The 25,820-nt window shown below is 50.8% G+C and carries 25 protein-coding genes and 1 pseudogene; 16 read left to right on the plus strand and 10 right to left on the minus strand.

What is annotated here, in order from left to right:
• Nucleotides 1-363, minus strand: a complete 363-nt coding sequence (locus LOK74_RS00805) for an ArsR/SmtB family transcription factor (RefSeq protein ID WP_230044638.1) — start codon at nucleotides 361-363, stop codon at nucleotides 1-3.
• A gap of 210 nt (nucleotides 364-573) precedes the next feature.
• Between LOK74_RS00805 and LOK74_RS00810 the strand changes: the two genes are divergently transcribed.
• On the plus strand, nucleotides 574-1,575 hold the full coding sequence (locus LOK74_RS00810; RefSeq protein ID WP_230044639.1) for a DUF3231 family protein: 1,002 nt from the start codon (nucleotides 574-576) through the stop codon (nucleotides 1,573-1,575).
• Nucleotides 1,576-1,673: 98 nt separating this feature from the next.
• Here the strand turns inward: LOK74_RS00810 and LOK74_RS00815 are convergent, their stop codons facing one another.
• A complete protein-coding gene (locus LOK74_RS00815) occupies nucleotides 1,674-2,462 on the minus strand; it encodes an STAS domain-containing protein (protein WP_230044640.1) in 789 nt (262 codons plus the stop codon).
• A complete protein-coding gene (locus LOK74_RS00820; protein WP_230044641.1) occupies nucleotides 2,440-2,655 on the minus strand; it encodes an ATP-binding protein in 216 nt (71 codons plus the stop codon). Before LOK74_RS00820 ends, LOK74_RS00815 begins: the two co-directional genes overlap by 23 nt.
• A 123-nt stretch (nucleotides 2,656-2,778) precedes the next feature.
• Here LOK74_RS00820 and LOK74_RS00825 point away from each other — a divergent pair, with 123 nt between their 5' ends.
• The 3 genes from LOK74_RS00825 (at nucleotide 2,779) to LOK74_RS00835 (ending at nucleotide 5,620) form a co-directional block, all read left to right on the plus strand.
• Nucleotides 2,779-3,342: a CBO0543 family protein gene (locus LOK74_RS00825; RefSeq protein WP_230044642.1), complete on the plus strand. Its 564-nt coding sequence runs from the start codon at nucleotides 2,779-2,781 to the stop codon at nucleotides 3,340-3,342.
• Between the two features lie 218 nt (nucleotides 3,343-3,560).
• Nucleotides 3,561-4,355, plus strand: a complete 795-nt coding sequence (locus LOK74_RS00830) for a PleD family two-component system response regulator (RefSeq protein WP_230044643.1) — start codon at nucleotides 3,561-3,563, stop codon at nucleotides 4,353-4,355.
• Nucleotides 4,352-5,620, plus strand: coding sequence for a glycosyltransferase family 2 protein (locus LOK74_RS00835; RefSeq protein WP_230044644.1), 1,269 nt, complete (start codon nucleotides 4,352-4,354; stop codon nucleotides 5,618-5,620). Before LOK74_RS00830 ends, LOK74_RS00835 begins: the two co-directional genes overlap by 4 nt.
• 30 nt (nucleotides 5,621-5,650) lie before the next feature.
• Here LOK74_RS00835 and LOK74_RS00840 read toward each other — a convergent pair whose 3' ends face one another.
• Nucleotides 5,651-6,409, minus strand: coding sequence for an IclR family transcriptional regulator (locus tag LOK74_RS00840; protein ID WP_230044645.1), 759 nt, complete (start codon nucleotides 6,407-6,409; stop codon nucleotides 5,651-5,653).
• A 226-nt stretch (nucleotides 6,410-6,635) separates the two neighbouring features.
• Between LOK74_RS00840 and LOK74_RS00845 the strand changes: the two genes are divergently transcribed.
• From LOK74_RS00845 to LOK74_RS00865, 5 genes are read left to right on the plus strand one after another with little or no spacing between them, the layout of a single operon-like run.
• Complete coding sequence (locus LOK74_RS00845) at nucleotides 6,636-7,751, plus strand: ABC transporter substrate-binding protein (RefSeq protein ID WP_230044646.1); 1,116 nt, start codon at nucleotides 6,636-6,638, stop codon at nucleotides 7,749-7,751.
• Between the two features lie 8 nt (nucleotides 7,752-7,759).
• Nucleotides 7,760-8,857 carry an ABC transporter ATP-binding protein gene (locus LOK74_RS00850; RefSeq protein WP_230044647.1) on the plus strand — a complete coding sequence of 366 codons (1,098 nt, stop codon included), beginning with the start codon at nucleotides 7,760-7,762 and terminating at the stop codon, nucleotides 8,855-8,857.
• Nucleotides 8,854-9,696 (plus strand): ABC transporter permease, encoded by an 843-nt coding sequence (locus tag LOK74_RS00855; protein ID WP_230044648.1) that lies wholly within the window; start codon nucleotides 8,854-8,856, stop codon nucleotides 9,694-9,696. Before LOK74_RS00850 ends, LOK74_RS00855 begins: the two co-directional genes overlap by 4 nt.
• Complete coding sequence (locus LOK74_RS00860; RefSeq protein WP_230044649.1) at nucleotides 9,693-10,493, plus strand: ABC transporter permease; 801 nt, start codon at nucleotides 9,693-9,695, stop codon at nucleotides 10,491-10,493. The genes LOK74_RS00855 and LOK74_RS00860 overlap by 4 nt, the downstream gene beginning before the upstream one ends.
• Nucleotides 10,494-10,511: 18 nt before the next feature.
• Nucleotides 10,512-11,648 carry a M20 family metallopeptidase gene (locus LOK74_RS00865; protein ID WP_230044650.1) on the plus strand — a complete coding sequence of 379 codons (1,137 nt, stop codon included), beginning with the start codon at nucleotides 10,512-10,514 and terminating at the stop codon, nucleotides 11,646-11,648.
• Nucleotides 11,649-11,664: 16 nt separating this feature from the next.
• Here the strand turns inward: LOK74_RS00865 and LOK74_RS00870 are convergent, their stop codons facing one another.
• Entirely contained in the window at nucleotides 11,665-13,104 is a 1,440-nt protein-coding gene (locus LOK74_RS00870; RefSeq protein WP_230044651.1) for a PAS domain-containing sensor histidine kinase, read from the minus strand.
• Nucleotides 13,105-13,295: 191 nt separating this feature from the next.
• Here LOK74_RS00870 and LOK74_RS00875 point away from each other — a divergent pair, with 191 nt between their 5' ends.
• The 5 genes from LOK74_RS00875 to LOK74_RS00895 all read left to right on the plus strand — a co-directional run bounded on the left by LOK74_RS00875 (nucleotide 13,296) and on the right by LOK74_RS00895 (nucleotide 20,060).
• Nucleotides 13,296-15,629 (plus strand): Rv1355c family protein, encoded by a 2,334-nt coding sequence (locus LOK74_RS00875; RefSeq protein ID WP_230044652.1) that lies wholly within the window; start codon nucleotides 13,296-13,298, stop codon nucleotides 15,627-15,629.
• The gene (locus LOK74_RS00880) at nucleotides 15,626-16,282 is read left to right on the plus strand and encodes an N-acyl amino acid synthase FeeM domain-containing protein (protein ID WP_230044653.1); all 657 of its coding nucleotides are present in this window, start codon (nucleotides 15,626-15,628) and stop codon (nucleotides 16,280-16,282) included. Before LOK74_RS00875 ends, LOK74_RS00880 begins: the two co-directional genes overlap by 4 nt.
• Before the next feature lie 18 nt (nucleotides 16,283-16,300).
• Complete coding sequence (locus tag LOK74_RS00885) at nucleotides 16,301-17,134, plus strand: alpha/beta fold hydrolase (protein WP_230044654.1); 834 nt, start codon at nucleotides 16,301-16,303, stop codon at nucleotides 17,132-17,134.
• Between the two features lie 107 nt (nucleotides 17,135-17,241).
• Complete coding sequence (locus LOK74_RS00890; RefSeq protein ID WP_230044655.1) at nucleotides 17,242-18,258, plus strand: SPL family radical SAM protein; 1,017 nt, start codon at nucleotides 17,242-17,244, stop codon at nucleotides 18,256-18,258.
• A gap of 272 nt (nucleotides 18,259-18,530) precedes the next feature.
• Nucleotides 18,531-20,060, plus strand: a complete 1,530-nt coding sequence (locus tag LOK74_RS00895) for an S-layer homology domain-containing protein (RefSeq protein ID WP_230044656.1) — start codon at nucleotides 18,531-18,533, stop codon at nucleotides 20,058-20,060.
• Nucleotides 20,061-20,082: 22 nt separating this feature from the next.
• Here the strand turns inward: LOK74_RS00895 and LOK74_RS00900 are convergent, their stop codons facing one another.
• The 4 genes and pseudogenes from LOK74_RS00900 to LOK74_RS00915 all read right to left on the minus strand — a co-directional run.
• Nucleotides 20,083-20,529, minus strand: coding sequence for a GNAT family acetyltransferase (locus LOK74_RS00900; RefSeq protein WP_230044657.1), 447 nt, complete (start codon nucleotides 20,527-20,529; stop codon nucleotides 20,083-20,085).
• A gap of 19 nt (nucleotides 20,530-20,548) precedes the next feature.
• The gene (locus tag LOK74_RS00905; RefSeq protein ID WP_230044658.1) at nucleotides 20,549-20,941 is read right to left on the minus strand and encodes an OsmC family protein; all 393 of its coding nucleotides are present in this window, start codon (nucleotides 20,939-20,941) and stop codon (nucleotides 20,549-20,551) included.
• A gap of 134 nt (nucleotides 20,942-21,075) precedes the next feature.
• Complete coding sequence (locus LOK74_RS00910; RefSeq protein ID WP_230044661.1) at nucleotides 21,076-21,348, minus strand: hypothetical protein; 273 nt, start codon at nucleotides 21,346-21,348, stop codon at nucleotides 21,076-21,078.
• A 281-nt stretch (nucleotides 21,349-21,629) separates the two neighbouring features.
• A pseudogene (locus LOK74_RS00915) lies at nucleotides 21,630-22,967 on the minus strand (IS1182 family transposase); the annotation flags it as partial.
• A 168-nt stretch (nucleotides 22,968-23,135) separates the two neighbouring features.
• Here LOK74_RS00915 and LOK74_RS00920 point away from each other — a divergent pair.
• Nucleotides 23,136-23,324 (plus strand): hypothetical protein, encoded by a 189-nt coding sequence (locus LOK74_RS00920; protein ID WP_230044662.1) that lies wholly within the window; start codon nucleotides 23,136-23,138, stop codon nucleotides 23,322-23,324.
• A 125-nt stretch (nucleotides 23,325-23,449) separates the two neighbouring features.
• Complete coding sequence (hmpA, locus tag LOK74_RS00925) at nucleotides 23,450-24,739, plus strand: NO-inducible flavohemoprotein (RefSeq protein ID WP_230044664.1); 1,290 nt, start codon at nucleotides 23,450-23,452, stop codon at nucleotides 24,737-24,739.
• Between the two features lie 89 nt (nucleotides 24,740-24,828).
• Here the strand turns inward: hmpA and speE are convergent, their stop codons facing one another.
• On the minus strand, nucleotides 24,829-25,689 hold the full coding sequence (gene speE / locus LOK74_RS00930; protein ID WP_230044665.1) for a polyamine aminopropyltransferase: 861 nt from the start codon (nucleotides 25,687-25,689) through the stop codon (nucleotides 24,829-24,831).
• Between the last annotated feature and the right edge of the window lie 131 nt (nucleotides 25,690-25,820).

The raw sequence follows: 25,820 nt of genomic DNA on the forward strand, positions 1-25,820 counted from the left end.
TTATTCACGCTCCTTGCTGTGTACCATGGCTAACAGAATCAACTGCTTGACGTGGTCGTCATCGAGAGAGTAGAAGACCAATTTTCCCTCTTTGCGGTATATGGCCAAGCCCATATTTCGCAGCAGGCGCAGATGGTGTGACGCGGTAGCGACACTTGAACCGATGATATTGGCTACGTCACAGACACATAACTCCTGCTCCACACAGAGTGCGTATGCAATCTTCATCCGCGTATCGTCAGCCAATGCTTTGAACACCCGTGCAGCTGTTCTTGTATCTTGAGTTGTCAAATCTGACTTTACTCGATTTACTTTCTGTTCATCAAAACAGAAAACTTCACAGCAATCTGCTCTAGTCGGCATGTGTATCACCCGCTTTTTTGGCAGTTTTTTTCTATCATATAAGGATTTGATGTTACAGTCAAAAGTATATTTGAATGTATCATCCCCATCTTTTTTAATCGCTACGGCTGTATGCGTCATGGCGGTGGCTCGACCCGTTTTCATTGAAGAATAAAGGTTAGCCTGACACGGAATCCTAGAGAAACAAATCTGTATTGGCAGGGGGGCAGTATGAAGCGGAATATCAGGCTTTCTAGTCCCGAAATAGGGGGCTTGTGGGGTACGTACCAGCAAGAAAGCATGACCGTCTGTATGCAGAAGTACTTTCTCCATCATCTCCAAGATGAGGAGATAAAAAACGTTCTGCAGAAAGCATTGTCGTACTCCCTGTCACGTATGGAGCAGATCCGGGCGCTTTTTGCGGAGGAGAATTTCCCGACTCCCAACGGGTTTACGAGCGAGGATGTTGATTTGACTGCTCCACCGCTCTTTTACGATCCATTCACGTTAAGCTTTGTATACGCAATGAGTCGAATGTCGATGGTCAATTACGCTTTTGTGCTCTCCAGTACCGCACGAAATGACGTCCGTACCTTTTTTACATCTTGTCTCAATCAGGCAGCAGAGATTTACAACGATTCCACGTCACTCATGTTGTCCAAAGGGATTTACGACCGACCACCGATGATCGCTTATCCCAAAAAGGTGGAGTACGTCCAAAAGCATTCTTACATGATGGGACTACTAGGCAAAAAAAGGCCGCTCAATGCAGTAGAGCTCACCGAAATCTTCTTAAACATCGAGCGCAACTACTTCGCCGTATTAATCTGTCTGGGGCTGCTGCAGGTGGTGAAAGACAAGGAAATCCAACGATATTTAAAAAAGGGTAAGGCGATCTCTGAAAAACAGATTCGTTTGTTTAACGATCTGTTGATTCAGGAGGAGCTGCTGGGAACGGTGCCAGTCAGTATGGAGGTAACGGATTCCACTACGTCTCCCTTTTCGGACAAGTTGATTGTTAGCCTTTTTCATTACCTGAATTCCATTGATATCACACTGGTAGGACATGCTCTCTCCCTGTCGATGAGGACCGATCTGGCGGCAAACTACAGCAAGGTCATCGGTGAGATCATCCTGTATGCTGAAGAAGGATTTTCCATTATGGTAAATCGAAGATGGATGGAACAGCCTCCGCAAGCGGAGAACCGCAGAGAGCTGGTCAAAACGAAGTGACGCAGAAGGGATTCAAGATACGACAATTTGAGGGAATGACAAATAGCAGGCCAACCGAATTCCAGGATCCGGTTGGCCTGTTTATGAAAGTATATCGATCACACTTGAATAGTGAGGCAGTCGGCCAGGGCTTGCTGCAGCGTCCCTTTTGTCTCCGCCCGGTGTTCAAATGTTAATCCGGATCGAATCATTTGTCTGACGATTTCCGGTCGTATACCGGTCACAATCGTTTTGCACCCCATCATGGAGATTCCTTCGATTACTTTCAGCATGTGCTGAATGACCTCTGGATCCATGTTGGCCGTTCCCGACAAGTCCAGGATCAGGCTCTCAATCCGGGTATTCCCTACGGCTTGAATCACCTTCTCTTCAATCGTGCTTGCCCGGTATGAATCAATGACGCCGATCAGGGGAAGGATCGAGACTGCTTCCGTTACCGGTATGATCGGAACGGACAAATCTTCAACCAGATTGCGCTGCACCTGGATCAGCCTGTCCTTAAACTGCGAATAGCTAAGGAAGAAACAGCTCAGGAAATGATCGACCATCTCGTTGATCTGTTTCTCCAGTGCAAAGAATTCTTCACGGTTGCTTTCATTTCCACGAAGCCGATCGTAATTGTACAGGAAATTCCACATCGCCCTTCGCACCGACTGGATCCATTCCAGTTTAAAGGCTAGCGTCAAAGAATATTTTGCCCATGCTTCCCCTTCCACTTTGGCAAATGTGATCATCTCGTGCTCCCTGTTTTCGACGATATAGAGCACCAGCTTGTGTGCATTATGTAATAGATTAATGTTGCCGATAGCGTTTATCTCCTCGATCTTGTCTCGCACATTGACTGCTTCTGCCAGCAATCGCTCCTCAAAAGCGGCTCGGTTTTCCAAAAAGAACTCCCGGATCCCTTGACCTTCCACATATTCCGGTTCCACTTGGCTTCGTGGAGAAAAAAGGAGTGCCTAGTCGTTCAAGACGGTCTCGCGGGATCCCTACTCCCGTGTCCTGAATGATGACAAAGACCTGCTCATCTTTGACAAAATGTTTGACGGTGACAGTTGCCTTTCTCAGGTATCGCTTCAAATGCGTTCTTCAGCAGGTTAAAGAAAGCGGATTTGTGCCTCATTTCACAGAAAAATCGCGTCATGGATTGGTGAGATGTGGAAATACTAAATGGATAGGATCGCGAAAGTTGAGGGAGCACCGATGCAGTTATCTGAACCCGTTCAAAAACAAATCGAAAAACTGTATCAGGAAAACATATTGCTCGACGACCGGATGGCAGCGTTGTGGCAGAAGGAGATTTTGTTTACCCCCAATTGGTGGTTAGGGGTGATTCTCAGTATTGTCCCCTGGGTGTTGTGGTTGTTTTTTCGAACGAGAGAGAGCACGCATCGCCTGATGTATGCCGGTTTTTTTGTGATGATGATCTCCGCGTTTCTTGATTTTCTGGGTGTCAGGAACGGGCTGTGGTATTACAAAGCAGAAGTATTCCCTTGGTTTCCTGCCTACGAGCCTTGGGATGTTACCTTAATGCCTGTTACTGTGCTGTTTCTGCTCCAGTTTAGACCCAACATGTCTCCATTTGTGAAGGCTGTGTTGTTTGCAGGACTGGCCGCATTTGTAGGTGAGCCCTTGTTTGTCTGGTTGCAACTGTATCAACCGAGAAACTGGGAGCACTATTATTCGTTTCCCGTCTACATGGTGATTTATCTGATCGCTCACTATCTCAGTTCCCGCAAGCATTTTGGCAGGCTTTCCGATTCTTAAATGGTTGAATGACCCCGACCCCTGGTTCGGTTGTCAGGCTGGTTATCCTTTCCGTAATCTTACATAAATTGAGTGATTGCAAGCTCTTTGTTCTAGGGTATTGTTGAAGAGGATTGGCTTCCATTCGTCTCTGTTGAGGACGTGATGATGTCCATCGCAGGAGGGACTACTTGGCAAGCTTCTGATTCCTACATCCTGAACAAGAGGTTGTGTGTACTGTGGAGAGAATGACGAGCGTTGGCGCGATGTTTCTATTGCTGCTGACATCTCTTGCTTTGGGGATCATTTCTTTGTCGCAGGCGGAACAGTACGTGTTGGCGGGAAGCATCCTCGCCATGGGGCTGCTTTTTCTTCTCCTGCATAGAATGCACGGATTTACGCTGCTGATCGTGTATGTGATGGGCTTGGTGGGCTACACCTTATGGGTTTCCTTTGACCGGGATATCCAGCTTGGGCTGCAAGGTGCGTTGATCTGGAGGCAGACCGTGTGGACGCTGGCAGTTGCGGCGGTCTGGCTGTTCGTCTACAGCATCAAACAGCAGAGGGAAGAACTGAAGCAGCTTCGCCGCCAGGTGGCCGAACTGCAAAAAGTGGAACCATCCACGGGTGTGCTAACCTTCAATGAATTCATGGAAAAGGCAAAATTGCTTTTTACCGGAGTAAAACGAAGAGGCGAGCAGGGGTTTTGCCTCTTGATTCAGATCGTTGGCGAACAGGACGGCAAGCCGTACAAACAGCCTGTCCTGTACGAAAAAGTGGTGGCCATCCTGCTGCGGACGGTTCGCCAAGATTATGATCTAGTAGGCAAGCTGGCTTGCGATCGGCTGGTTGTCTTTCTGACCAATACCAACCGTAAAGGTGTCGAGTCCGTCTTGGAACGATTCGAGCAGAAAGTGGTGCAGGAGCCTAATCTGGACATGTGGATGCTGCAGGTTCGCATACAGCAAATCGCTGAGGACTGGACCACCTTTGAACGGGAGACAACGGCCTTTGCTGAGGAGATCTCGGCATGAGCAGCTTACTGATGATCATTACCTTCTTTTTCTGGCTGCTCCTGTTCTACTATTCGCTCCTGACGGTGGCGGGCCTGCTCTATCGGGTGCGGAGCAAACCACCGTCGCAACTGGAGCGTTACCCTAGTGTAGCGATCCTTATACCGGCCCACAACGAAGCGGTTGTTATCGCTGATACCCTGTACGCGATGAGCAAAATCAAGTATCCCGGCGATCTGCAGATCTACGTGCTAAATGATTGTTCTCAGGATGAGACAGGAGAGATTGCTCAGTATTATGAGCACTCATACCCCTATTTTCATCATGTCCACGTCCCGCCAGGCGAGCCCAGAGGGAAAGCGCGTGTGCTCAATTACGGCATCTCCGTGACGGAGTCGGACTACATCTGTGTCTACGATGCAGACAATCAGCCAGAGCCGGAGAGCGTGAGATTGTTGGTAGAAGCAGCGGAAACGGTTCCCGGTGCCGTCGGTGCCGTCGGCTATGTGAAGACGATGAACGAGTCGGCCAACTGGTTGACCCGGATGATTGCCCTGGAGTTCTCCACCTTTCAGTTGCTGATGCAGTCCGGCCGCTGGATGCTGTTTCAGCTCGGGTCACTGACCGGCACCAACATGCTGGTCAAACGACGAGACTTGCTGGATGCCGGTGGATATGATCCGTATGCGCTGGCAGAAGACGCCGATTTAACCGTGACACTGACAGAACGGGGAGGGCTCTTGCTCATCGTTCCAGAGGCTCGCACCTGGGAACAAGAGCCGGAAACGATCAGGGTATGGTTGAGGCAGCGGACACGCTGGATGCAGGGGAATCTGTATCTGCTGGAAAAGGCGATGAAAAACCCGTGCATGTTCAAGGGGCGCAATCTATTCAATACAGCCCAATTGCTGTTGGTCTATGTGTGCTTTACCGGATTCCTCCTGGTGTCGGATCTCTGGTTTCTGTTCGGGCTGTTTGGCATGACCGATCTGGCCCAGGCGGTACAGGTGCCTCTGCTGATCCTCTGGTTTGAATCGTGGCTGATCTACTATGTTCAACTCGTATCTGCCCAAATGGTTGACAAAGTGATCAGGCCGCTGGATTTGCTCGTATCGTTCGTGATGTACTTTTCCTATTCCCAGCTTTGGCTGTTCATTTTGTTGCGGGCGCTTTACTTCCAAATCAAGCTGAAGCGAACAAAAAAAGCGCCCGTCTGGGACAAAACGGATCGCTTCCAACAGGCTGGACAGCAGGACAAATCGTCGAGAATGCGCCTGCTGCCATAGCTCTGGTTCTTTTCGCAGCTCCAATTCTTTTTAAGGTCTGTGCCCCAACTGCTCCGACATTTCTGATGTGATCTGAAGCAGATGGTTGCGGATCGAGTCAACCTGCGGTTGCACACGGTCAGTTGGACCAATCACGCTCACAGCTGCAACCACCTGATCGGTTGCGTCGAACACCGGAGCAGCCATTCCCGTCACTCCCTGATTGCGGCGATTCCAGCTCATCTCATAGCCTCTCTCTTTGATTTGCCGCAAGTTTTCTTTAATCTCCTCCACGCTAGCAAAGGATTGCGGCGTGTATTTTTTTAGCTCCACATCTGACAGTACTTCCTGCTGGAAGGCATCGGATTGATAGGCAAGCAGAACACGTGAACCGCTCGTTGCATAAGGCGGAAAACGACGGTAGATTTCCACGTTGAAGCGGATGGGATGAGGTGAATCCAGTTTGGCAACGTAGAGTGCATCGGTTTTGTCGAGAATGCAAAGAACCACTAATTCCTTGGTCTGCGCAAGCAGTTGATTGAGGTAGGGAGCAGAAAAGTCGACAATATCGTGGTTTTTGATTACTTTGTTGCCCAACTCCAATAACGTGTATCCCAGAGTGTACTGCTTGGTTGCCTCATTTTGCCGAATAAATCCTTCAGACTCAAGCGTTGCCAAGATCTTGTGCACGGCCCCCTTTGACAGTTGCAACCGCTTACTTAACTCCGTGACACCCAACTCTTTGGGGGAATCTAGAAACACTTTTAAAAGCTTGCAGCTGTTACGTACAGAAGAAAGGAAGTTCTCCATCGTCATAAAGCCCCTTTAAAAAATCAGTCTTAGGAAAATAATTACTAGTCTACCACAATTCAAGCAAAAAAACGTGGAAAGCGCAATCGACAACCCGGCGTGGTGCTTTTCTCAGATTTAGTTGAATTGTCAGTCCCTTTATGCTAGTATAGCATAGTAGTTTCCTAATTGGAAACACTGTTCATATATAGTGAACAACATTTGAGAACAAGAGGGGTTGATTGTCGTGATGAAAAAGGCATTATCCGTATTATCCGTCATGTCGCTGGTTGGATTGCTGCTGGCTGGCTGTGGGAACTCCGAGCCCCAACCCGCTGCATCTAATCAGACGACGTCGGGAGGGAATGCAGGCAGCGAGGTTCAAATGGAAGGAGAACTGGTAGTTGCCGGCAATGGTTCTACTGTAGAGAAGTTAATGAAAGACAAGATTTTCAAAAAGTTTAATGAGAAATATCCAAACGTAAAGCTTACTTATGTTCCTGGTGTCTCAACAGAGATCGTCGCCCAGGTGAAAGCACAGAAAAATGCGCCCCAGATTGACGTGGCTGTGATTGAAGGCGGCGAGCAGGAGAAAGGGCACCAAGCTGGACTTTGGGAGCCTATCACAGAAAAAGACGTACCTAACATGAACAAGGTTCCCAAAGAGTATCATGTAAGCGATAACAGTGGCGTTACCGTGAACGTGACGCCGATCGGCATTTCCTACAATGCCAAGCTGGTTGAGGAGAAAGGACTGCCGATCCCAAAATCCTGGAACGATCTGACCAAACCAGAGATGAAGGGCTACATCACAATGGCTGGCATCACCAGCAACTTCGGACGTTCTCCACTGATCATGCTCTCGTATGCGAACGGTGGATCGGAGAAAGATATGGACCCTGGCTTTGAGAAGTTGAAGATCATTGCAGGGTATATGCCTACCTTTGCCAAAAGCTCTGCCCAACTGATGCAAAACCTGCAAAACGAAAGTGCCGCCTACACCACCTGGACGATGGCGCGCAGTCTGGTGCTGAAAGACTCAGGTCTGCCGCTCGAATTCGTCTTCCCGGAAGAGGGAGGAAACGCCGTGCTGACCGTCGCATCGCAGGTAAAAGGAGCACAACATCCGGTAGCGGCCAAGGCGTTTATTGATTTTCTGTTGACCGATGAAATCCAGACGATGTATGCGACCGACCTGTTCTACAGCCCGTCGGTAGACGTCAAGCTGCCTGATGATGTAGCGAAAATGCTGGAGTTTGACCGCAGCAAGGTAGTGACGTTTGACAACGATGTAGTGGCAAGCAAAACAGCCGAGTGGCTTGACCGCTTCAACAAGGAAGTCGCACCATTGGCAGGAAAGTAGGTGTCATCTTGAGCAACATGATCGACGTGGAACTGCGCAACATCGAAAAAAGGTTTCAGAACAATGTCGTGGTAAAGAACTTTAATCTGCAGGTCGAGCAAGGAGAGTTCGTCTCCTTCCTCGGCCCCTCCGGCTGCGGCAAGACGACCACATTAAACATGATTGCCGGGTTTCTGGAGCCGGATGGAGGGGATCTGCTGATCAAGGGAAAGCGGATGAACGGCGTTCCTCCCTATAAGCGAGAGTTAGGTATGGTGTTTCAGACCTATTCGCTGTTCCCGCACATGACAGTGGCGGAAAATGTGGGGTATGGTTTGAAGCTGCGCAAAGTGGGCAAGGCGGAGATTGCGGAACGGGTAGAGCGGGTGCTCAAACTGGTGAAATTACCGCAGGTCGCTGATCGTTATCCCAAGCAGCTTTCCGGCGGACAGCGGCAGCGGATTGCCATCGCACGGGCGCTGGTCATTGAACCGTCGCTGCTGCTGCTCGATGAGCCGCTCAGCAACCTGGATGCGAAACTGCGTGAAGAATTGCGTGACGAATTAAAGCGGCTCCATCAGGAAATCGGCGTAACCACGATCTTTGTTACCCATGATCAGGAGGAAGCACTCTCCTTGTCCGACCGCATTGTCGTGCTGAACGATGGCCATGTCGAACAAATCGGTACGCCCGCCGAGATCTACAACCATCCAGCTTCCGAATTCGTCCACACCTTTATCGGCAAAACAAACAAGCTGACCGGAAAGGTGACGGAGGTCGGGCAGGATCGGTTTACTGTGTTGACGGACAGTGGATTGGTTATCGAGACAGCGGCTCAAAGGCAATCGTTCGATGTAGGACAGGAGGTTCACGTGTTTATCCGTCCGGAAAAAATCAGATTGTTCCCAGCTGAGGAAATGGCGGCAAACGGTGGTGTTGGACAGCTTGTCATGACATCGTTCCTGGGGGCTTTTACCGAGTGTGAGGTGCGGATTGGCGAGCAATTGCTCTCGGTAAAAGTGCAGATGATGGAGCAGGATATCGATCTGAGGCAGGGGCAGACAGTAGGCTGCAGCTGGAATCGTGAGGATGTTCTGCTGATGCCGACCGAGAGGGATGCGAGATGACGAGGCGCCTGTCTATCCTGCTTTTAACAGCCCCCAGCATGATCGTTCTGCTGGGCGTGTTTCTCATTCCCATGTTGATGATGTTCTTGCTCAGCTTACAAGACGAGACCGAGCAGTTCAGTCTGCAGAATTACCTGTTGCTGGTCCAAGATCCATACTACTTGGAACTTCTGGGCCGCACCATTCGGGTCAGTCTTTGGACAGTGCTGTGCACATTGGTGCTCGGCTTTCCCGTCGCCATGTTTATGGCCGGAGCATCAGGACGTATGCGGGGCATCGTGGCCATGCTTATTCTGGCACCTCATCTCATTAGCGTGGTGATCCGCAACTTCGGTTGGGTGGTGATCCTCGGAGAGAAAGGCTGGATCAACGAGACGCTGCTCTCGCTGGGTGTGATCGATCAGCCGCTCCGCTTGCTGTACAACGAGCTAGGCGTGGTGATCGGCTTGACCGATGCCTTTATCGCTTACATGGTGCTGGCGATTGCCACTAGTCTGTACGCGATCGACACCTCCCTGTACAAAGCGTCTGCGATCTTGGGAGCATCCCACATCCGCACGTTCTTTACCGTTACGCTGCCTCTCAGCCTGCCCGGAGTGGTGGCGGGGATTACACTGGTATTCAGCTTGTCGATGAGTGCATTCGTCACGCCAGCCCTGATGGGGGGCACATCGGTCAAGGTGATCCCGGTGAGCGCGTATGAACAAATCATGACGACACTCAATTGGCCGTTGGGCGCTGCGCTCGCCTTCATGCTGTTGGGGAGCAGCATTCTGCTCGTCACGCTGTTTGCACGGCTGGTGGAGACGAAACGGTATAAAGAGGTGTTCTCGGCATGAAAAAGATCAATTGGCTTGGAGTTCTTACGATTGTCGTCCTGATACTCGTCAACCTGCCGTTTCTGATCATTATCCCCAGTTCGTTTACAGCTGCCGGCTACCTCGCCTTTCCGCCGGACGGGTTCTCTTGGCAGTGGTATGCCAAGATATTTGACCGGCCTGAGTTTATCGATTCATTTTTGTTCAGCTTGCAGTTGGCCGCCGTTACGGCGGTACTGTCCACATTGATCGGAACGTTGGCGGCATTCGCCCTGTCCAAATACACATTTCGCGGAAGCCGTGTGTTGAACGCCTTGATGCTGTCTCCGCTTACCGTACCTACACTGATTATCGGGATCGCTGCGTTGATGTTTTTTACCCGCATCGGGTTAGCGGGGACGTTTACTGGTCTGCTGCTTGCCCATATCCTGATCTCGATCCCGTACGTCGTGCGGCTCGTGCTGACCGGTCTCAGCACGTTCGACTACACATTGGAGAAAGCCGGATACATGCTTGGAGCGAGACCTCTGCGCGTCTTTTGGGATGTTACCCTTCCGCTGATCCGTCCAGCGATCGTCTCGGGAATGATTTTTTCGTTCCTGACGTCCTTTGACAACGTGACCGTATCGCTGTTCCTGGTTGCACCTGGCACGACAACCCTGCCGCTGACCATTTTCAGCTACATGCAGGAGACACTTGATCCTTTGGTGGCTTCGGTCTCCACCGTCGTGATCCTGTTGAGTCTGGTGTTCATCGTGCTGCTGGAAAAAGTATACGGCTTGGAGCGGTTGTTCGGGCTTAACTCCCAATCACATTAATTGGAGATGGAGAAGACCATGTCGGTTCAAACCAATATGCAAGAGAAGATGCACCAATTTTTACAGTTGCTTGAACAAAGCGTTAACGTAGATTCTCCCTCCAGGGACAAACGACAAGGCGATCAGATGGCGGAGTGGTATGCACGACAGTTTGTACAGTTGACGGATGGCAGGGTAGAGCGAATTGCCAATCCGACCTATGGAGACCAGCTTCGCTGTACGGTCGGCAGTGGTGACAAGCAGATCCTTTTGATCGGACATTACGATACGGTCTGGCCGCTGGGGGAATCAGCACGACGCCCCTTTCGTGTCGAGGATGGGAAAGCATACGGCCCTGGCGTATACGATATGAAAGCAGGGGTGCTGCAGGCGATGTATGCCTTGCACCTGCTGCTGTTAGCGGATCGGCTGCCGATGGACAAAAAAGTGGTCCTGCTGCTCAACAGTGACGAAGAGATTGGCAGCCCGTCATCACGTTCGCTGATTGAGCAGGAGGCTCGCGGCTCGGCAGCCGTCTTTGTACTGGAACCACCGGCGGAGCCGGGTGGAGCGCTAAAAACATGGCGCAAGGGAAGTGCGCATTACCGGTTGAGAGTGCAGGGAATCTCAGCCCATGCCGGTGTCGATCACGGCAAAGGTGTCTCCGCGATTGAGGAACTGGCCGGACAAATCAAATATCTGCACTCGCTGACCGATTATGAGATCGGGACAACGGTAAATGTCGGACTGATCAAAGGTGGGATTGGCGCCAATGTGGTCGCCGACCAGGCGGAAGCGGAGATTGATGTCAGGATGAAGACGACAGAAGAAGCTTCTCGTCTGGAAGCATTGATGGCAAAGCTGCAGCCTACATTGGCCGGTACGAAACTTACTGTGAGCGGTGGTATCCGCCGCCCCCCGATGCAGCGGACCGAGCAGATTGCGGGTCTCTATCTGTTGGCCAAATCGATTGCCGCCGATCAGTTGGGCTTCGAATTGGCGGAATCGGGCACCGGTGGCGTCAGCGACGGCAATTTTGCCGCAGCTTGTGGTGCACCGACGCTGGATGGATTGGGCGCCAGAGGTGGATATGCCCACTCGCCCAATGAGTTTATTTATCTGGATGAGGTACCCAAGCGGACTGCTCTGCTGGCCGGATTGGTGGAACAGTGCTGAATGGAAACGGGATCATTTAGGATCGAATCGGCAGTGCGATGTCTACCGTCGTTCCTTTGTTTCGTTGGCTGGTGATCTGGATTTGCCCGCCGTGATCCTTCATGATTTTATTGCTGATCATCAAGCCAAGTCCGGTCCCGGTATCTTTGGTCGTATAAAACGGTTCTCCCAACTTGGGAATCAGCTCAGAGGGAATACCGCAGCCGTTGTCGGCAAAGCGGATTAAGATCTGGTCGTCTCGTTTGCTGGCCTGGATGACGATCTTGCCTCCGTGGATGACCGCTTCCATTGCGTTTTTCAAAATGTTGATAAAAACCTGTTTCAACTGATTTTCTTCACAATCGACCAGCAGCGGAGTCGTATCAAACTGGGTGATGATATCGATGCTTTGCAGATTGGCTTCCGATCGTAACAGAGTGACCACATTACTCAGGATATCCCGGACGTCCCTTTGCTTCATCTGAAGGCTTTGCGGCTTTGCCAGGATCAGCATTTCACTCACAATCAGATTGATTCGTTCCAGTTCTGACAGCATGATGTCGGTAAATGTTTTGTGCTCGGGCAGCAGCGGCTGCAGATACTGGACAAACCCTTTGAGTGATGTCAGCGGATTGCGGATTTCATGGGCGATCCCGGCGGCCAGTTGGCCGATCACGGAGAGTTTTTCCGTTTTACGGAGAAACTCTTCGTTTTGTTTTCGTTCCGTTACATTTCGTTCTACGACCAGGATGTTTTCCACTTCCTGCCGCTCGTTGAGGATCGGGACGGCTCGGGCTTCCAGATAGACCCATGAGCCGTTTTTATGCTGGGCCCTGTACTCCACCTGAACAGTCTTTTTTTCTACTGCCAACGTTTGATAGGTAGAGGTGACACGGGCGAGATCGTCAGGGTGAATTCTGCTTGTCACGTCGGCAGACATGTACTCTTCTTGGCTTAACCCGGAGTGAAGTTGAATAGAGGGAGAGATGAACTTTTGCTTTAGTTGGAGGTCGTAGATCCCGATGATATCGTTGGTCGCTTCGATCAGCAGACGGTACTGTGCTACGTTTTCCCGGAGTTCTTCGATTGTTTTTGTTTCGGCGGTGGTATCCTTCGATATGGTGCAGATGCCGACGATTGTTCCTGCTTTGTCCCGAAGCGGGGAGCAGGAGAGACTGACAGGAAATAAACTGCCGTCCTTTCGCCTAGCTGTTGTTTTGTAGCCAGATACCCGCTCACCGGAACGGATCCGCTGCCATAGCGCTTCGTATTCTTTAATGGCATCGCCCGGGATGAAGCAGAACGGCTCGTTCATCGCCTCTTCCTCACTCCAGCCGTATGTGGCTGTATAAGCGGTGTTCGCCATGATCATTTGTCCTTCCAGATCGAGGACGTAGAGTGCATCAGCTGCGTCGTGGAAAAATGAGTGAACAATATCGTCACTGTCCGGCATCAGCCGTAGAGATAGATTTCTCATTCTTTCCCATACCTTCCCTATCAAGATTAAGGGGCACCCGTTTCTCTACATGATAGTATTCCATCCAGATCTGCCAAACCCTTCTTATTTGTGGTTCCTGATGGAATATAAGGAGGATATATGCAGTGTTTGTCGAAAAGTGGAAAAAGAAGAGGTTTTTTATCTCCGGTTTCAGGGGAGGTGGGTCAGGGATGGTCTGGGAAATGACAGAGGCTGAAGAAATTTGGCGACCGGTCGTCATGAACTTGACAAGGGAGGAGGACCGAAACAAATTCTTGTCCATCCGTTCTTCCAAAAAGGTCTGGTACACACATGACCAGATCCATGCACTGTTGCGCGATCTGATCAAGGCACGCGCCAGCGGGAGAGTAGTGGATGAAGACGAGATGCAGCAGGAAATCGGCAGAGTGCTAGATGGTTTGGATCCAAGTGAGTACGGCAGGTGGATCTATTATCCATGGTCCGGAAGATTGGTTCACATGCTGCCTGAACGTGAATTCCAAGAGCTTCGTCTGGATCGCAATCGTCACAAACTGACCCACCGGGAGCAAGCGAAGTGTGCAGCGCTCACCATTGGCATCGTCGGTTTGTCAGTAGGAAATGCTGTCGCTCTCACCCTTGCCATGGAAGGCATGTTTGGTCACCTGAAGCTGGCCGACTTTGACACATTGGACCTCTCCAACATGAATCGAATTCGCGCGGGGATCCATGAGATCGGACTGGCCAAAACCGTTTTGGCTGCACGGCAGATTTATGAGTTGAATCCTTATGCACAGATAACATTGTTTCATGAAGGGATCACGGAACAAAATGCGGATCACTTTTTGACGTCTGAGCCGAGAGTGAATGTCCTGATCGACGAGTGTGACTCCATCGAACTGAAGTACCTGCTGCGGGAGAGGGCACGCGCGCTTGGGATCCCGGTGATCATGGAGACGAGTGACCGTGGGATGCTTGATATCGAACGGTTTGACCTGGAGCCGAACAGGCCGCTGTTCCATGGTTTAGGTAGGGCGGATGCCAGCTCTGTGGGCAGGACCGAGGCTGTGTTGAATATCACCGGGATCGATACGATCTCCACCCGGGCCGCTGTATCCATGCTGGAGATCGGACAGACGATCGCGAACTGGCCGCAGCTAGCCTCGGATGTGATGCTGGGTGGGGCAGCAGTCACGGCAGCCGTTCGCTGCCTCGCCTTGGGGCAGCCGCTCTCATCAGGCAGACGATACGTTGATTTGCAAGACATACTGGATGGAGAGCCGGAGGGAAAAAAGGATATGCCGCCCACACCGCCTCACGATTCCCGCTCTGTGGAGGTTTTATCTGCTGTCAGTGAAGCTGCAGCCGCGCTGTCTGCTCCCGCTTCAGGCGAACGGGACCGCCTCTCAACGGATGCGGATGCCAGCGGGGAGGGGGATGCGGCTGTACCCGAATTGATCCGGTTCGTGGTGGAGCATGCGATTCTCGCCCCCTCGATGGGAAATAGACAGCCATGGCGCTTTTCCTATTCGGATGGGCTGCTCTGGGTGGTTCTGGTGCCGGAGAGAGCGGACAGTCTTCTCGATCCAAGCCGTCGTGCGAGCTGCCTGGCTCTGGGGGCGGCGATTGAGAACATCGCCATTGCCGCAGCCTATCGCAATCATGCCGTCTTGGTGAAGCCATTTCCACTGCCAGGCAATCCGTTGGCTGCTGCAGCGCTTCGGCTGCTGCCGGCAGATCCATCCTCTCTGGCTGAGCAAGCAGCCTTGTTCGATCTGTTGAGACTGCGGTCGACCAATCGTTCCAGTGCAGAGCGTAGACCGCTGACGACAGATCAACGACAGCAGTTCTTACGGGTCCCTCTCTCTGAACACGTCAGCCTGCGGATGGTGACAGAAGATGAGGACATCGGTAAAGCGGCTGAAATTGTCGCAGCCGGAACCCGTCTGGCGCTGCTCAATCCGCTGCTTCACCAGGAGATCATCACAATGCTGCGTTGGTCACCCAAACAGGCGGATCAGACCAGAGATGGGATTGACACCCGAACCTTGCAGCTGCGTGGCGCGGAAAAGGCCGTCTTGCAATTGCTGGCGCGTCCTGATGTTGCGGCGGAGCTTCGTGAGCTAGGACTGGGACAGGCGATTGTGGCCAGTGTCAAAAACCAGGTGGCGTCGACAGCTGCAATCGGACTCGTCACAGTGGAGAACAACTCTTTGGAGACATGGCTGGAAACAGGCCGCTGCTTTCAAAGGATCTGGCTTGCAGCGGTCAAAATGGGGATAAGTGTCCAGCCGATCGCGTCCTGGATCTACCTATTCGGACGGCTTGATCATCATATAGAAAGCATCTTTACTTCTCAAGAGAGTACGCTGATTGGGGAATTGCACAGTAGACTAAAAGCTCTCTACCAACTGGGATCTGCATCCGAACCGGCGGTGTTGTTTCGTCTATTTTACGGGAATGCGCCAACCGTGAAGTCGCAGCGATTGTCTATAGACCAGGTGTTTTGCAGCGGATTTCCGCCAGATGGAGGGGAAGAGCGATGATTGGGCGCATTGAAAGGATCCAAACAGCGGCACAGCTCGATCAACTGTATCAATTCAGACACCAGGTATTTGTAGGGGAGGAAGGGCACTTGCCGCCTTCTGCTGACGGACGGATAACGGACCGGTTTGACGCCTACCCAACTACTTACAACTTTGCGGCTTTTGTTGATGATGTGATCGTAGCCGGACTGCGGATGAACCTCCCTTCCGAATGGGGCACACCTGCAGATGAATATTTTGATTTTGCCGCTTATCTGCCAGACCCGCTGAGCTGCTGTGCCGGCGGCAGCATGCTCTGCATTGCCAGACGGTACAGGCGGTCAAGAGCGTTGTTTACGGGGCTCCTCGGCCTGTTTTACTACTGGACCATCTCATACGGACTGACCCATGTGTACGCCGTTGCCAATCCCGAACGGCAATCATTCTTTGTCAAAAGCGGTTTCCGCTGTCTAACCCCAGCCTTCTTTCATCAGCAGAAGCAGCTTGACTGCTTGCCCGTGGCGCTTTCGATGAAGGAGCTGCCAGAGCCTTATCGAACGTTTGTAGACGGTCTCATCGCGACTCATGGTTTGCATCAGGATCTTTCGATTGAGTTTGAATTACTGGGAAAAGGGCGGTATCGCAAAGATAGTCAGGCCATCCAAAATGGATGAGAGGGGAGATATCCTTATATGGAATGCCGTATTTCAGACATTACCCTTCACTATGAAGTGCACGGGTCAGGCAAGCCGGTTGTCATGCTTCATGGATTCTCATTGGACCATCGCGTGATGACAGGCTGTCTGGAACCGATCTTCGCCGATCGGCCGGGGTGGAAACGGATTTATCTGGACCTGCCGGGTATGGGAAGGACCCAAGCGGCTGATTGGATTGAAAGTTCGAACGACATGTTGGCAATTGTGCTGAAAGCGATTGATCAGCTAATCCCAGAGGAACGATTTCTGGTAATAGGGGAGTCGTATGGAGGGTATCTGGCGAGAGGTATCGTTTCGCAGCGGATGGAGATGGTTGATGGTATCGCGCTCATCTGTCCGATGATCGTGGCGGAGCGTGAGATGAGAGAACTGCCGCCTGCCGGTATGGTTTTTGTGCAGGATACGAATCTGCTCGCGGGATTAGATCAACGTGAGGCAGCAGAGTTTACTTCCGTAGCCGTGGTTCAGGATGAGTACAACTGGCAGCGCTTCCGGAATGAGATTCTTGCGGGATCACTGTTGGCGGATGCTGCCTTTCTTGAGCGGCTGCGAAAACAGTACGCTTTCTCGTTTAACCCTGACCAGCTTCCGGTACCTTTCCGCAAACCAGCACTATTCCTCATGGGGCGCCAGGATGCCTCGACAGGTTATCGAGACGCGTGGAAGATTCTTGAACAGTATCCCAGGGCCAGCTATGCCGTGCTCGACCGGGCCGGACATAACCTGCAGAGCGAACAGAGGCGCTTGTTTGAGGTGATGGTTAGCGAGTGGCTGGACAGAGTGGAGGAAGCGGCAGCACAACAGCCCTGATCATTTGGATGAGACTAGAACCAGAGCCCAGTCCACTTGAGCACTGCGTGTTTTTCCAACAACCCTCACGGCCGGCCTCCTTCCCTTTGGCAACCTTCAGTGATACAATGGAACATAATGAGAACGTACGTTCCGATCTGGGGGTGCTCAAGCTGGCCAAAAAAGTGTTTGAGGAAATAACCGCAAAACAGACGATGAACCGCGTAAAGGAACCGCGGATGCCTTTTGATTGGTCGATTAATCCGTACCGCGGGTGTACGCATGGCTGCAGTTTTTGCTACGCTCGCAACACTCACTCGTTTTTAGGGATGAATGCAGATGATTCGTTTCAAAATCACATTTTTCTAAAGAGGAATGCTGCGGAGGCACTGGAGAATCAGTTGGCCAAGCTGGCTCGCAAGCACGGGGGCGATCTGCGGCAGTTAGCGCAAGAGGTTGGGATGGTTACGATCGGGACGGCAACCGACCCCTACCAGCAGGTAGAAGGAAAGGCCAAGCTGACCAGAGAATGCCTGAAGGTGTTGGCCAGGTATCAGATACCAACGTCGATCACGACCCGCTCGCCGCTGATTCTGCGAGATCTGGACATCTTGCAGGAGATTCCACTCACTTCGATCAACATCAGTATCAATACGCTTGACACTGAACTGTACCGCCGCTTGGAGCCAGCGACCAGTTTCCCGTTTAAGCGGCTGGAAACGGTTGAGCAGCTTGTGTCACATGATCTGCCGGCGGGAATCTTCCTCGCTCCGATCCTGCCCTATCTGACGGACGGAGCTTACGATCTGGAAGAACTGATCGCGGCAGCCAAGCGGCATCGTGCAGCTTTTGTGACGCCGTCTGTGCTGCGACTGGTTCCCGAGGTGAAAGCGTGGTACTTTTCTGTACTGAAGCAGCATCATCCGAACCTGTTGCCCGCGTATCAGGAACTATATCGCAGTACGTATCCGCCTCGCGAGTACACCGCACCGCTCATGGAAAGGGTGTATGCCCTGCTTGGTCACTATGAGCTGTCTCCGGTTGTGCCGACCAAGCCGAACCGACAGCCAGTGGAATCCGCAGCCAGCTCTCCCATTGACGAATGCCATGGACAAAGAGTGGAGCAGCTTTCCTTTTTGTTTTAACCATGTGCTTTCGTTCTGTCTCGTTCTAGATGATTCGATTGACGCTATTCACAGACGCAGCGTGTCGATAACCGGACTCTCCCATCTATTTTGTTTGGCGGGGAGTCTTTTTTTGTTATGGGAATAATGGAACTTCGCAGCAAGGATATAAGTCGAAAAGTCCTATTTCCTAAAAAATAAAGTCGGATACACTTCTTTTATATGAAAAATTTAGAATTATGGTAAACTCCCAAACGTAAAGGCATCTCGATGAGGAAAGGGGCTCGACACCTATGAAGATCCAAAAAATGCTGTTTGCATTGCTGCTCGTTTTTTCTGTTATGAGCGGGAGTGCGGCCGCTGAAAACAGCGCCACTATGATGGAGGACGGCCGTGTACAGATTACGTTGGAATTCGCCGACGTGAACGAAGCAAAGTGGGCTTTGCAGCATATAGCCGACATGCAGTCGAAAAAAGTGCTGCAGGGATTTCCAGACGGTACATTTCGACCCAACCAACCGATCAGTCGGGTGGAAGCTGTCGTGACTGCCGTTCGTCTGATGGGCTTAGAGGAAGAAGCGCAGTCGGTCTCCTCTGCTACACCACTGCATTTTAAAGATGCGGAACAGATCGCCAACAAGTACCCGTGGGCAACAGGATATGTTGTGATTGCTTTGGAAAACGGACTGTTTGATTTCTCCGAAGACAAGATACAGCCGGACAAGCCAGCTTCTCGTGTCTGGGTATCCGTGCTGCTGGTCCGTGCTTTAGGTTTACAGGATGATGCGCTTGGCGAGATGACGACGGTTCCTGCTTTTAAAGATGCCAAAGAAATTCCGGCAGGTGCTGTCGGATATGTAAATGTCGCCGTAGAGAAGGGATTGGTAAGTGGCTATCCCGATGGCACGTTTAAACCAAACAAACATGTAACACGTGCAGAGATGGCTGCTTTTCTCGACCGTACCGATGATCAGCTGCCCGGCGAATCGGACCCATCCAATGAAGATGGGACAAAAGTAGTGCTGCCCGAGCTTCCGGCTATAGAGGATCACCTCAATGGCGATGATATCCGTGAGTTTAAGCTGGAGCTGGAATCGAGCGCAGACGGGAAACTGGAGATTGCATATGTCAGGAAGGCAGACAAAACAGAAGCAAAAATTGAGCAGAAAGCGAACAGTAGAGAAGAGAAACAAAGCGGAGACGAGGCCGTAAGCGCCGTTGAACAGCTTCTTGAAGATTTTGCTCTGCACCCGGATATGGCTCAAGAAGAAGTAGCGGGAAGAGTACTGGACGTGCTAAACGTCGATCACTTCACAACGTTAAAACTTGAGCTTGAATTCGCCAATGGTACAGAGGTAGAGATAGAAGATCAAGGAGATGATCAAGAGGAGGTAGAGGTTCCCGAGGCTCCAGCAGGGATTCGGGAGTTTATATTGGAAGTAGAGTCAGCGGGAGATAAAAAACTGGAAGTAAAGTACAAGAGAGACGAGGACAAAACGGAAGCAAAATATGAGAGCGAAACGAACAGCGGTGAGGAAAAGGTAACGGGTGAAGCAGCTGTTAGTAAGGTAGAGGAACTGCTACAAACACTCGATTTGGGGCCCGATATGGGGCGTGAGGAGCTCTTGGAAGAAGTTGAATCCGCTCTGGGGCTCTCGGAGATAGAGGAATTGAAGATTAAGGTTATCTTCGCAAATGGCCAAAAAGTAGAGGTAGAACTGGAAAAAGAGAAGGACGATAAACACGACGACGATGACGATCAGGATGACGACGAAGAGAATGATGAGGACGACGATGATGATAAAGACGATGATGAGGATTGAGCAATAAGCAAACCGAGGGAGATCAACTCTTTGTGTTGATCTCCCTTTTTGTACGCTCGACCCATTTCTCCATGAAGATCAGCTCGTCACTCTGGAAACCAAGCCTCTCGTAAAACCCCTGCACCTGGGCATTGTTTGGCTCGATTAACAGGTTTACTTTTTCGCAGCCGATGGCTTGAAATCTGCTTTCCAGCTCTTTCATCATGGCGTAGCCGACGCCCTTTCTCTGCTCATCCGAGTCGACAGCCAGATGGTACACCCAGCCCCGCCGTCCATCGTATGCGCCGATTACGGCACCGATGATCTTATTGCCTTCAACCGCGACCAGGAACAGTTCCGGATCTCGTTGCAGCTTCTTTTGGATTTGTTCGTAGCTGTCCGATCGGGATATTTCCAGCTCTGCTCTACACCACAGCCGGATCACAGGTTCATAATCACTCATCGCAAATGATCGGATCGCAATAGACATATCCATACTCCTCAGCCGTTCATACGAGATTGTCGCTTAGTTCATAGGTTTCCGTAATCTGGATGCTGTCCTTTACAGATTGGACCATCGGGCAGTTTTTTCTGGTGACGGCGAGTGCTTTTTCCACCTTCTCAGCGTCCATATTGGTTCCTTTAATGAGAAAATGAAGGTGGATTTTTTCCACGCGGTTTGCTTCTTGCTCATTTCGTTCCACGTGCGCTGTAATCTGGATATCTGCGGCTGGGGTCCGCATTTTGTCCAGAACTTTGCGAAGCACCCCACCGCTGCAGACGGCAATGGAAGAGACGAGCAACTGATAAGGGCGAAAGCCATATTGCTCATCCCCTGAGACGTGCAGCTCCCCATATTCGACGTTTGTGACGAATCCTTTTTCGGTCATCTTGAATTCCATACCGATCACTCTTCCCTGTTCCTACTTTGCTCACCATTATACTAGAAAACGGCTGAGACATCATGGTCTAAAGCTACGATAAGCTAACTTTCATAGGAAGACGGATCATCTGATGCTCCGACAGACGACTGTAGCTAGGCTGTTGCTGTCTTATTCGTCCGCCACCCGGCAGCTGCGATCGCCAACAGCGGGCTTGCGAGGCCGAGAAGAATATAGGTAACGGTGTAGTAGGGGGCTGCTTCACCCCTGATAAACTGTATCACCGTGATGCCTTCCATCGTACCGTCTCCGCCACCGGCCACCAGCAGTGCGCCAATCACATAGATCAGGATTCTCTCGCAAACCATCGGAACGGTACTGTTCCAGTTATGATCAATCGGCTCCCCTGTAAACCACTGATACAGCATAACGGCTCCAGCAAATGTTATGAAATAGCACATGGTAAGCAAGATCCAACCAGATATGGTTTTTCCCATCTCGACCCTCCATTCTCCCGTATAGACGCGGTTCGGATTTTATTCGTTTCAAACAAGAGAGTGTTCATCTTGATGTCACACGTATCTGGTACGTGATATGATATACAGATTGCAGACAAACTCCCTCGCTGAACGAACAGCAGAGGGCGTTTGTTTAATAATTTGATGAAAATACCGAAGGTGTTTTGATCCTTCACCTTTTGGCGACCTGATTTCCATAGCCAGGTCGCCATTTTTTTTAAGTTCATGGCAGCGAAAACAAGCATCGCCTGCATCGTGACCTTCTCCAGTCCTCGTAAGGTCGTCCAACGCATGCCATGCTTTTCCTTCATATCAGCGAATACACGTTCAATCGTTTCTTTCCGTTGGCTATAGATCTGTTTGTTTTCCTCGGTATGCCGGAGGTGGTCTACCTCTTCGAGGTAATCAGCCCAGATGTGGCGACTCACTCTCTTTGTGTAGTCTTTACTTTCCGTGCATTGTTTCAAAAACGGACAACTTCGGCAAACTTGAGAATTTGATCGATAGATACGGTACCCATCCTTGTTTGTTGTCTCATATGTTAAGATTTGCTCGTTCGGGCAGATGTAGCAGTCGAAATATTCATCATACACATATTCGTACTTTTTAAAAAAACCTTCTTTGGTGCGTGGTCTTGTGTAGGGCATAACGGGGCGAATCTGGTCATCAATCAGTGTTTTACTGATGTAAGGCGTCTTGTATCCGGAGTCCACCGCCACAGCCTGAGGTTGTTCGAACGTCTGTCGCACTTGATTCAAAACATCCTCAAAAACCTGACTGTCATGCACATTGCCTGGCGTTACCTTTGCGCCAAGCACAAATCCATTTCGATCACATGCCGTATGAAAACTATAGGCAAATACACGTTCCTTTTCCCCCTTTACAAACAATCCGCAATCCGGGTCAGTTGTGCTGACCTTCACCTCCTTCTTCGAAGTTTCTGTCTTTTTTTCAAGGGGCTTCTTTCCATGTGCAATACGATCCTGATTGATTTCTTCGTCCAGTAGCTCTTGATATTTCTTGGCTTGTTCTTCAACGATTTCTTTCACGTATTTATGCTTATTCGCACTGGCTTTTACATGCGTAGCATCGATGAAAAGCACGTCAGGCTTCACGAATCCATGATGTACCGCCTCTTCCAATATTCGAAGGAAGATCGACTCGAAGAGTTGAGTATTCCGAAAACGGCGAACATAGTTCTTGCCTAGGGTCGTGAAATGGGGAATGGGCTGACTGAAGTCATAGCCAATGAACCACCGATAGGCAACATTGGTTTCGATCTCTTTAATCGTTTGCCGCATGGAACGAATACCAAAAAGATATTGGATGAGAGCAATTTTGACTAAGACTACAGGGTCAACACTGGGTCTGCCGTTGTCATGACAGTAGAGGCTTTCCACTAAGTCATAGATGAATGAAAAGTCGATTGCATTTTCGATTTTTCGTACGAGATGATCTTTTGGCACCAACTCATCTAACGAGAATGCAGATATCTGATAACGGCCTTCGGCCTGTTGCTTATTAAGCATAATGCCACCTCCAAAAATAACTATTGAAAACGTAACATGTTCTATATTCAACAAAAAAGCCTGCAGACCCTGTTCCTTACGGAACTTTGTCTACAGGCTGATGATATATTGGGAATAGATAGATAAGAGAGTCAAGCAAAAGTTTGCATCTGGAAGGTGGGTGGTAACATGAGTTGGGCTGTTCCTTTGATTTTGGTCGTACTCGTGGCCTCTCTTCTCGGCACACTATTCGTCGGTGCCAAACCGCGCGAACGGGATTACGAGCAGAAGACCAGACGAAACTACAAGAACTATTTGATTATCTATGCCGTTGGCACACTGCTGTTTTTCCTCGGCTTTTTCCTGGTTAACGAGTAAGGTCAGCTGCAACGAATCGTTCGTTCATCAAACTGCAACCGTTTTTGTGATCCCTGTCACAGTTTGGATTTCCCTTCTCTCCTATAGTAATACATGCAAGCGAGAAAAGAGGGGAGCTGAACACTGTGCTGGACTCTAAAACAATCGAGTTGGTCAAATCGACAGTACCCGTGTTGGAGGTACATGGAAAAGAGATCACAACCCGTTTTTACGAATTGATGTTTCGGAATCATCCCGAGTTATTGAACATCTTTAACCACGCAAACCAAAAGCAGGGCAGACAACAGACGGCCTTGGCAAATGCGGTCTACGCGGCGGCTGCCCACATCGACCGCTTGGAGGAAATCCTGCCAGTCGTCAGGCAGATCGGTCATAAGCATAGAAGTATCGGCATTTTGCCGGAACAGTATCCAATCGTCGGCAAGCATCTGCTGCTAGCGATTAAAGACGTGCTGGGTGACGCAGCAACCGAGGAAGTATTGGCTGCATGGGAGAAAGCGTACCAGGTGATTGCCGATGCCTTTATCGGCGTGGAGCGTGAGATGTACCAGCAGGCCGAAGAACAGACGGGCGGCTGGACTGGCTACCGTGACTTTACCGTCGTGCGCAAAGTGAAAGAGAGCGAGGTCATCACCTCGTTTTACCTTGAACCGGTTGACAAGAAGCCGATCGCCCACTATCAGCCCGGTCAGTACATCAGCGTGAAAGTAGAGATCGAAGGCGAACCGTATACACACGTACGGCAGTACAGTTTGTCCGATCGGCCTGGCAAACCGTATTACCGGATCAGTGTGAAGCGGGAAGAGGCGGTCGGGAATAAACCAGCGGGCGTGGTCTCCTGCTATCTGCACGATTCGGTGAAAGAGGGGGACGTGTTGGCGATAAGCGCACCGGCAGGAGATTTTACGCTTGATAGAGAGAGCGAGTTGCCGGTCGTTTTGATCAGCGGCGGTGTGGGATTTACCCCCCTCCTCAGTATGCTAAACACAGTGGTGGAGGAGCAGTCCTGGCGTGATGTTACCTATATCCATGCCGCTGTAAACGGGCGTGTTCACGCCATGCGAGAGCATGTCGCCCAACTGGCGCAAAACCATTCCAGGCTAAAAGCGTATATCTGTTACGATTCTCCGACGCAAGAGGATAAGGTTCAGGGGTATTACGATAAAGAGGGGTACATTGACCTTGCCTGGCTTCAGTCGATCTTGCCGGATCATCAGGCGCAGTTCTACTTCTGCGGACCCATCTCATTTATGAAGACGGTTTACGCCGCTTTGAAGCAGTGGGGAGTACCCGATGAGCAGATTCGTTACGAGTTCTTTGGGCCGTCCGGAACCTTGGTGGATCAGGAGCCAACTGCGGATGGGAAATCGGAGGTGGCTAATCAGGCCGTGGACAGGTCATCAGTCGGCGCGTAAAACGGGTATCAGCCAAGAAGGGGCGTGTCTCCCTGGTAGTTTCGGTCTACTCTGGAGACAGCCCCTTCTGCTTTTTTGTGATTGGCGAGCTAGAGAGACAATCGCTTTCTCATGAATTGGGGCAGCTGGAAACAGCGCTGCAGGATATCCTGGTTTACGTATTGCGTTTCCTTGTCAAAGCGGAGTTCCTCAGGTTCGGGCAGTTCGCGCTTGCTGCCAAGCGTGAAACTCCACAGCCCTCCCGGGTAGGTAGGAACGACAGCGGTATACATCCGGGTAACCGGGAACAGGCCGTTGATCCGACTATGAGTCTGCTCCAGTACGTCGAAGTGGAAGATGGGCGATTGGCTCTGACAGACCATCAGGCCATCTCGTTTTAGGGCATTGTAGATGTTTTGGTAAAAATCTCGTTCAAATAATTGCTTGGCCGGTCCGACCGGATCGGAAGAATCGACGATAATCACGTCATAATGTTCGGATGCCTCTTTAACGAATTCCACTCCATCCCGATAGAGGAAGCGGACACGCGGATCGGACAGATTTCCTGATACATCCTGCAAATGCTCCTTACAGACTTCGACGACCAGTTCGTCGATTTCCACCATGTCGATCTGTTCGACACTCGCATACTTGGCCACTTCCCGGGCCGCTCCGCAATCGCCTCCACCGATGATCAGGACTGATTTCGGGTCCGGGTGGAGGGAGAGCGGTACGTGGGAAATCATCTCGTTGTAGATGAACCCGTCAAGTGAGGTGGTCTGCACCACTCCGTCCAGTACAAGCATTCGTCCGAAATCGTAGGAGTCGAGAATCATCACATGTTGGTACGGGGAGTGTTCCGAAACGACGATTTCCTTTACCCGGTAGCTTAGCTTTAGATTTTCCCGTTCGTTCTCCGTAAGCCAGAGATCTCCGTTCGCTTCCTGGATATAAGCTGGTAATTGTTGCATTTTCAACCTCCTTTGCCTTGTATGGAAAAGAAAAAAGCCCATATTGCCTGGGCCAAGTTCCCAACTGTCAATCCCCATTATCCATTATAACGAATAAAGAAGGCAAGTCGCTATCATGGATTCCCATCCCG

This window comes from Brevibacillus humidisoli (genome assembly GCF_020923435.1).
GTDB lineage: Bacteria > Bacillota > Bacilli > Brevibacillales > Brevibacillaceae > Brevibacillus_E > Brevibacillus_E humidisoli.

Coding starts and splice junctions, on each gene's coding strand:
- LOK74_RS00805 (WP_230044638.1), bottom strand. CDS start 363: ATGCCGACTAGAGCAGATTGCTGTGAAGTTTTCTGTTTTGATGAACAG.
- LOK74_RS00810 (WP_230044639.1), top strand. CDS start 574: ATGAAGCGGAATATCAGGCTTTCTAGTCCCGAAATAGGGGGCTTGTGG.
- LOK74_RS00825 (WP_230044642.1), top strand. CDS start 2,779: ATGCAGTTATCTGAACCCGTTCAAAAACAAATCGAAAAACTGTATCAG.
- LOK74_RS00835 (WP_230044644.1), top strand. CDS start 4,352: ATGAGCAGCTTACTGATGATCATTACCTTCTTTTTCTGGCTGCTCCTG.
- LOK74_RS00840 (WP_230044645.1), bottom strand. CDS start 6,409: ATGGAGAACTTCCTTTCTTCTGTACGTAACAGCTGCAAGCTTTTAAAA.
- LOK74_RS00855 (WP_230044648.1), top strand. CDS start 8,854: ATGACGAGGCGCCTGTCTATCCTGCTTTTAACAGCCCCCAGCATGATC.
- LOK74_RS00860 (WP_230044649.1), top strand. CDS start 9,693: ATGAAAAAGATCAATTGGCTTGGAGTTCTTACGATTGTCGTCCTGATA.
- LOK74_RS00865 (WP_230044650.1), top strand. CDS start 10,512: ATGTCGGTTCAAACCAATATGCAAGAGAAGATGCACCAATTTTTACAG.
- LOK74_RS00870 (WP_230044651.1), bottom strand. CDS start 13,104: ATGAGAAATCTATCTCTACGGCTGATGCCGGACAGTGACGATATTGTT.
- LOK74_RS00875 (WP_230044652.1), top strand. CDS start 13,296: ATGGTCTGGGAAATGACAGAGGCTGAAGAAATTTGGCGACCGGTCGTC.
- LOK74_RS00880 (WP_230044653.1), top strand. CDS start 15,626: ATGATTGGGCGCATTGAAAGGATCCAAACAGCGGCACAGCTCGATCAA.
- LOK74_RS00885 (WP_230044654.1), top strand. CDS start 16,301: ATGGAATGCCGTATTTCAGACATTACCCTTCACTATGAAGTGCACGGG.
- LOK74_RS00890 (WP_230044655.1), top strand. CDS start 17,242: ATGGAACATAATGAGAACGTACGTTCCGATCTGGGGGTGCTCAAGCTG.
- LOK74_RS00895 (WP_230044656.1), top strand. CDS start 18,531: ATGAAGATCCAAAAAATGCTGTTTGCATTGCTGCTCGTTTTTTCTGTT.
- LOK74_RS00900 (WP_230044657.1), bottom strand. CDS start 20,529: ATGTCTATTGCGATCCGATCATTTGCGATGAGTGATTATGAACCTGTG.
- LOK74_RS00905 (WP_230044658.1), bottom strand. CDS start 20,941: ATGGAATTCAAGATGACCGAAAAAGGATTCGTCACAAACGTCGAATAT.
- LOK74_RS00910 (WP_230044661.1), bottom strand. CDS start 21,348: ATGCTGTATCAGTGGTTTACAGGGGAGCCGATTGATCATAACTGGAAC.
- LOK74_RS00920 (WP_230044662.1), top strand. CDS start 23,136: ATGAGTTGGGCTGTTCCTTTGATTTTGGTCGTACTCGTGGCCTCTCTT.
- speE (WP_230044665.1), bottom strand. CDS start 25,689: ATGCAACAATTACCAGCTTATATCCAGGAAGCGAACGGAGATCTCTGG.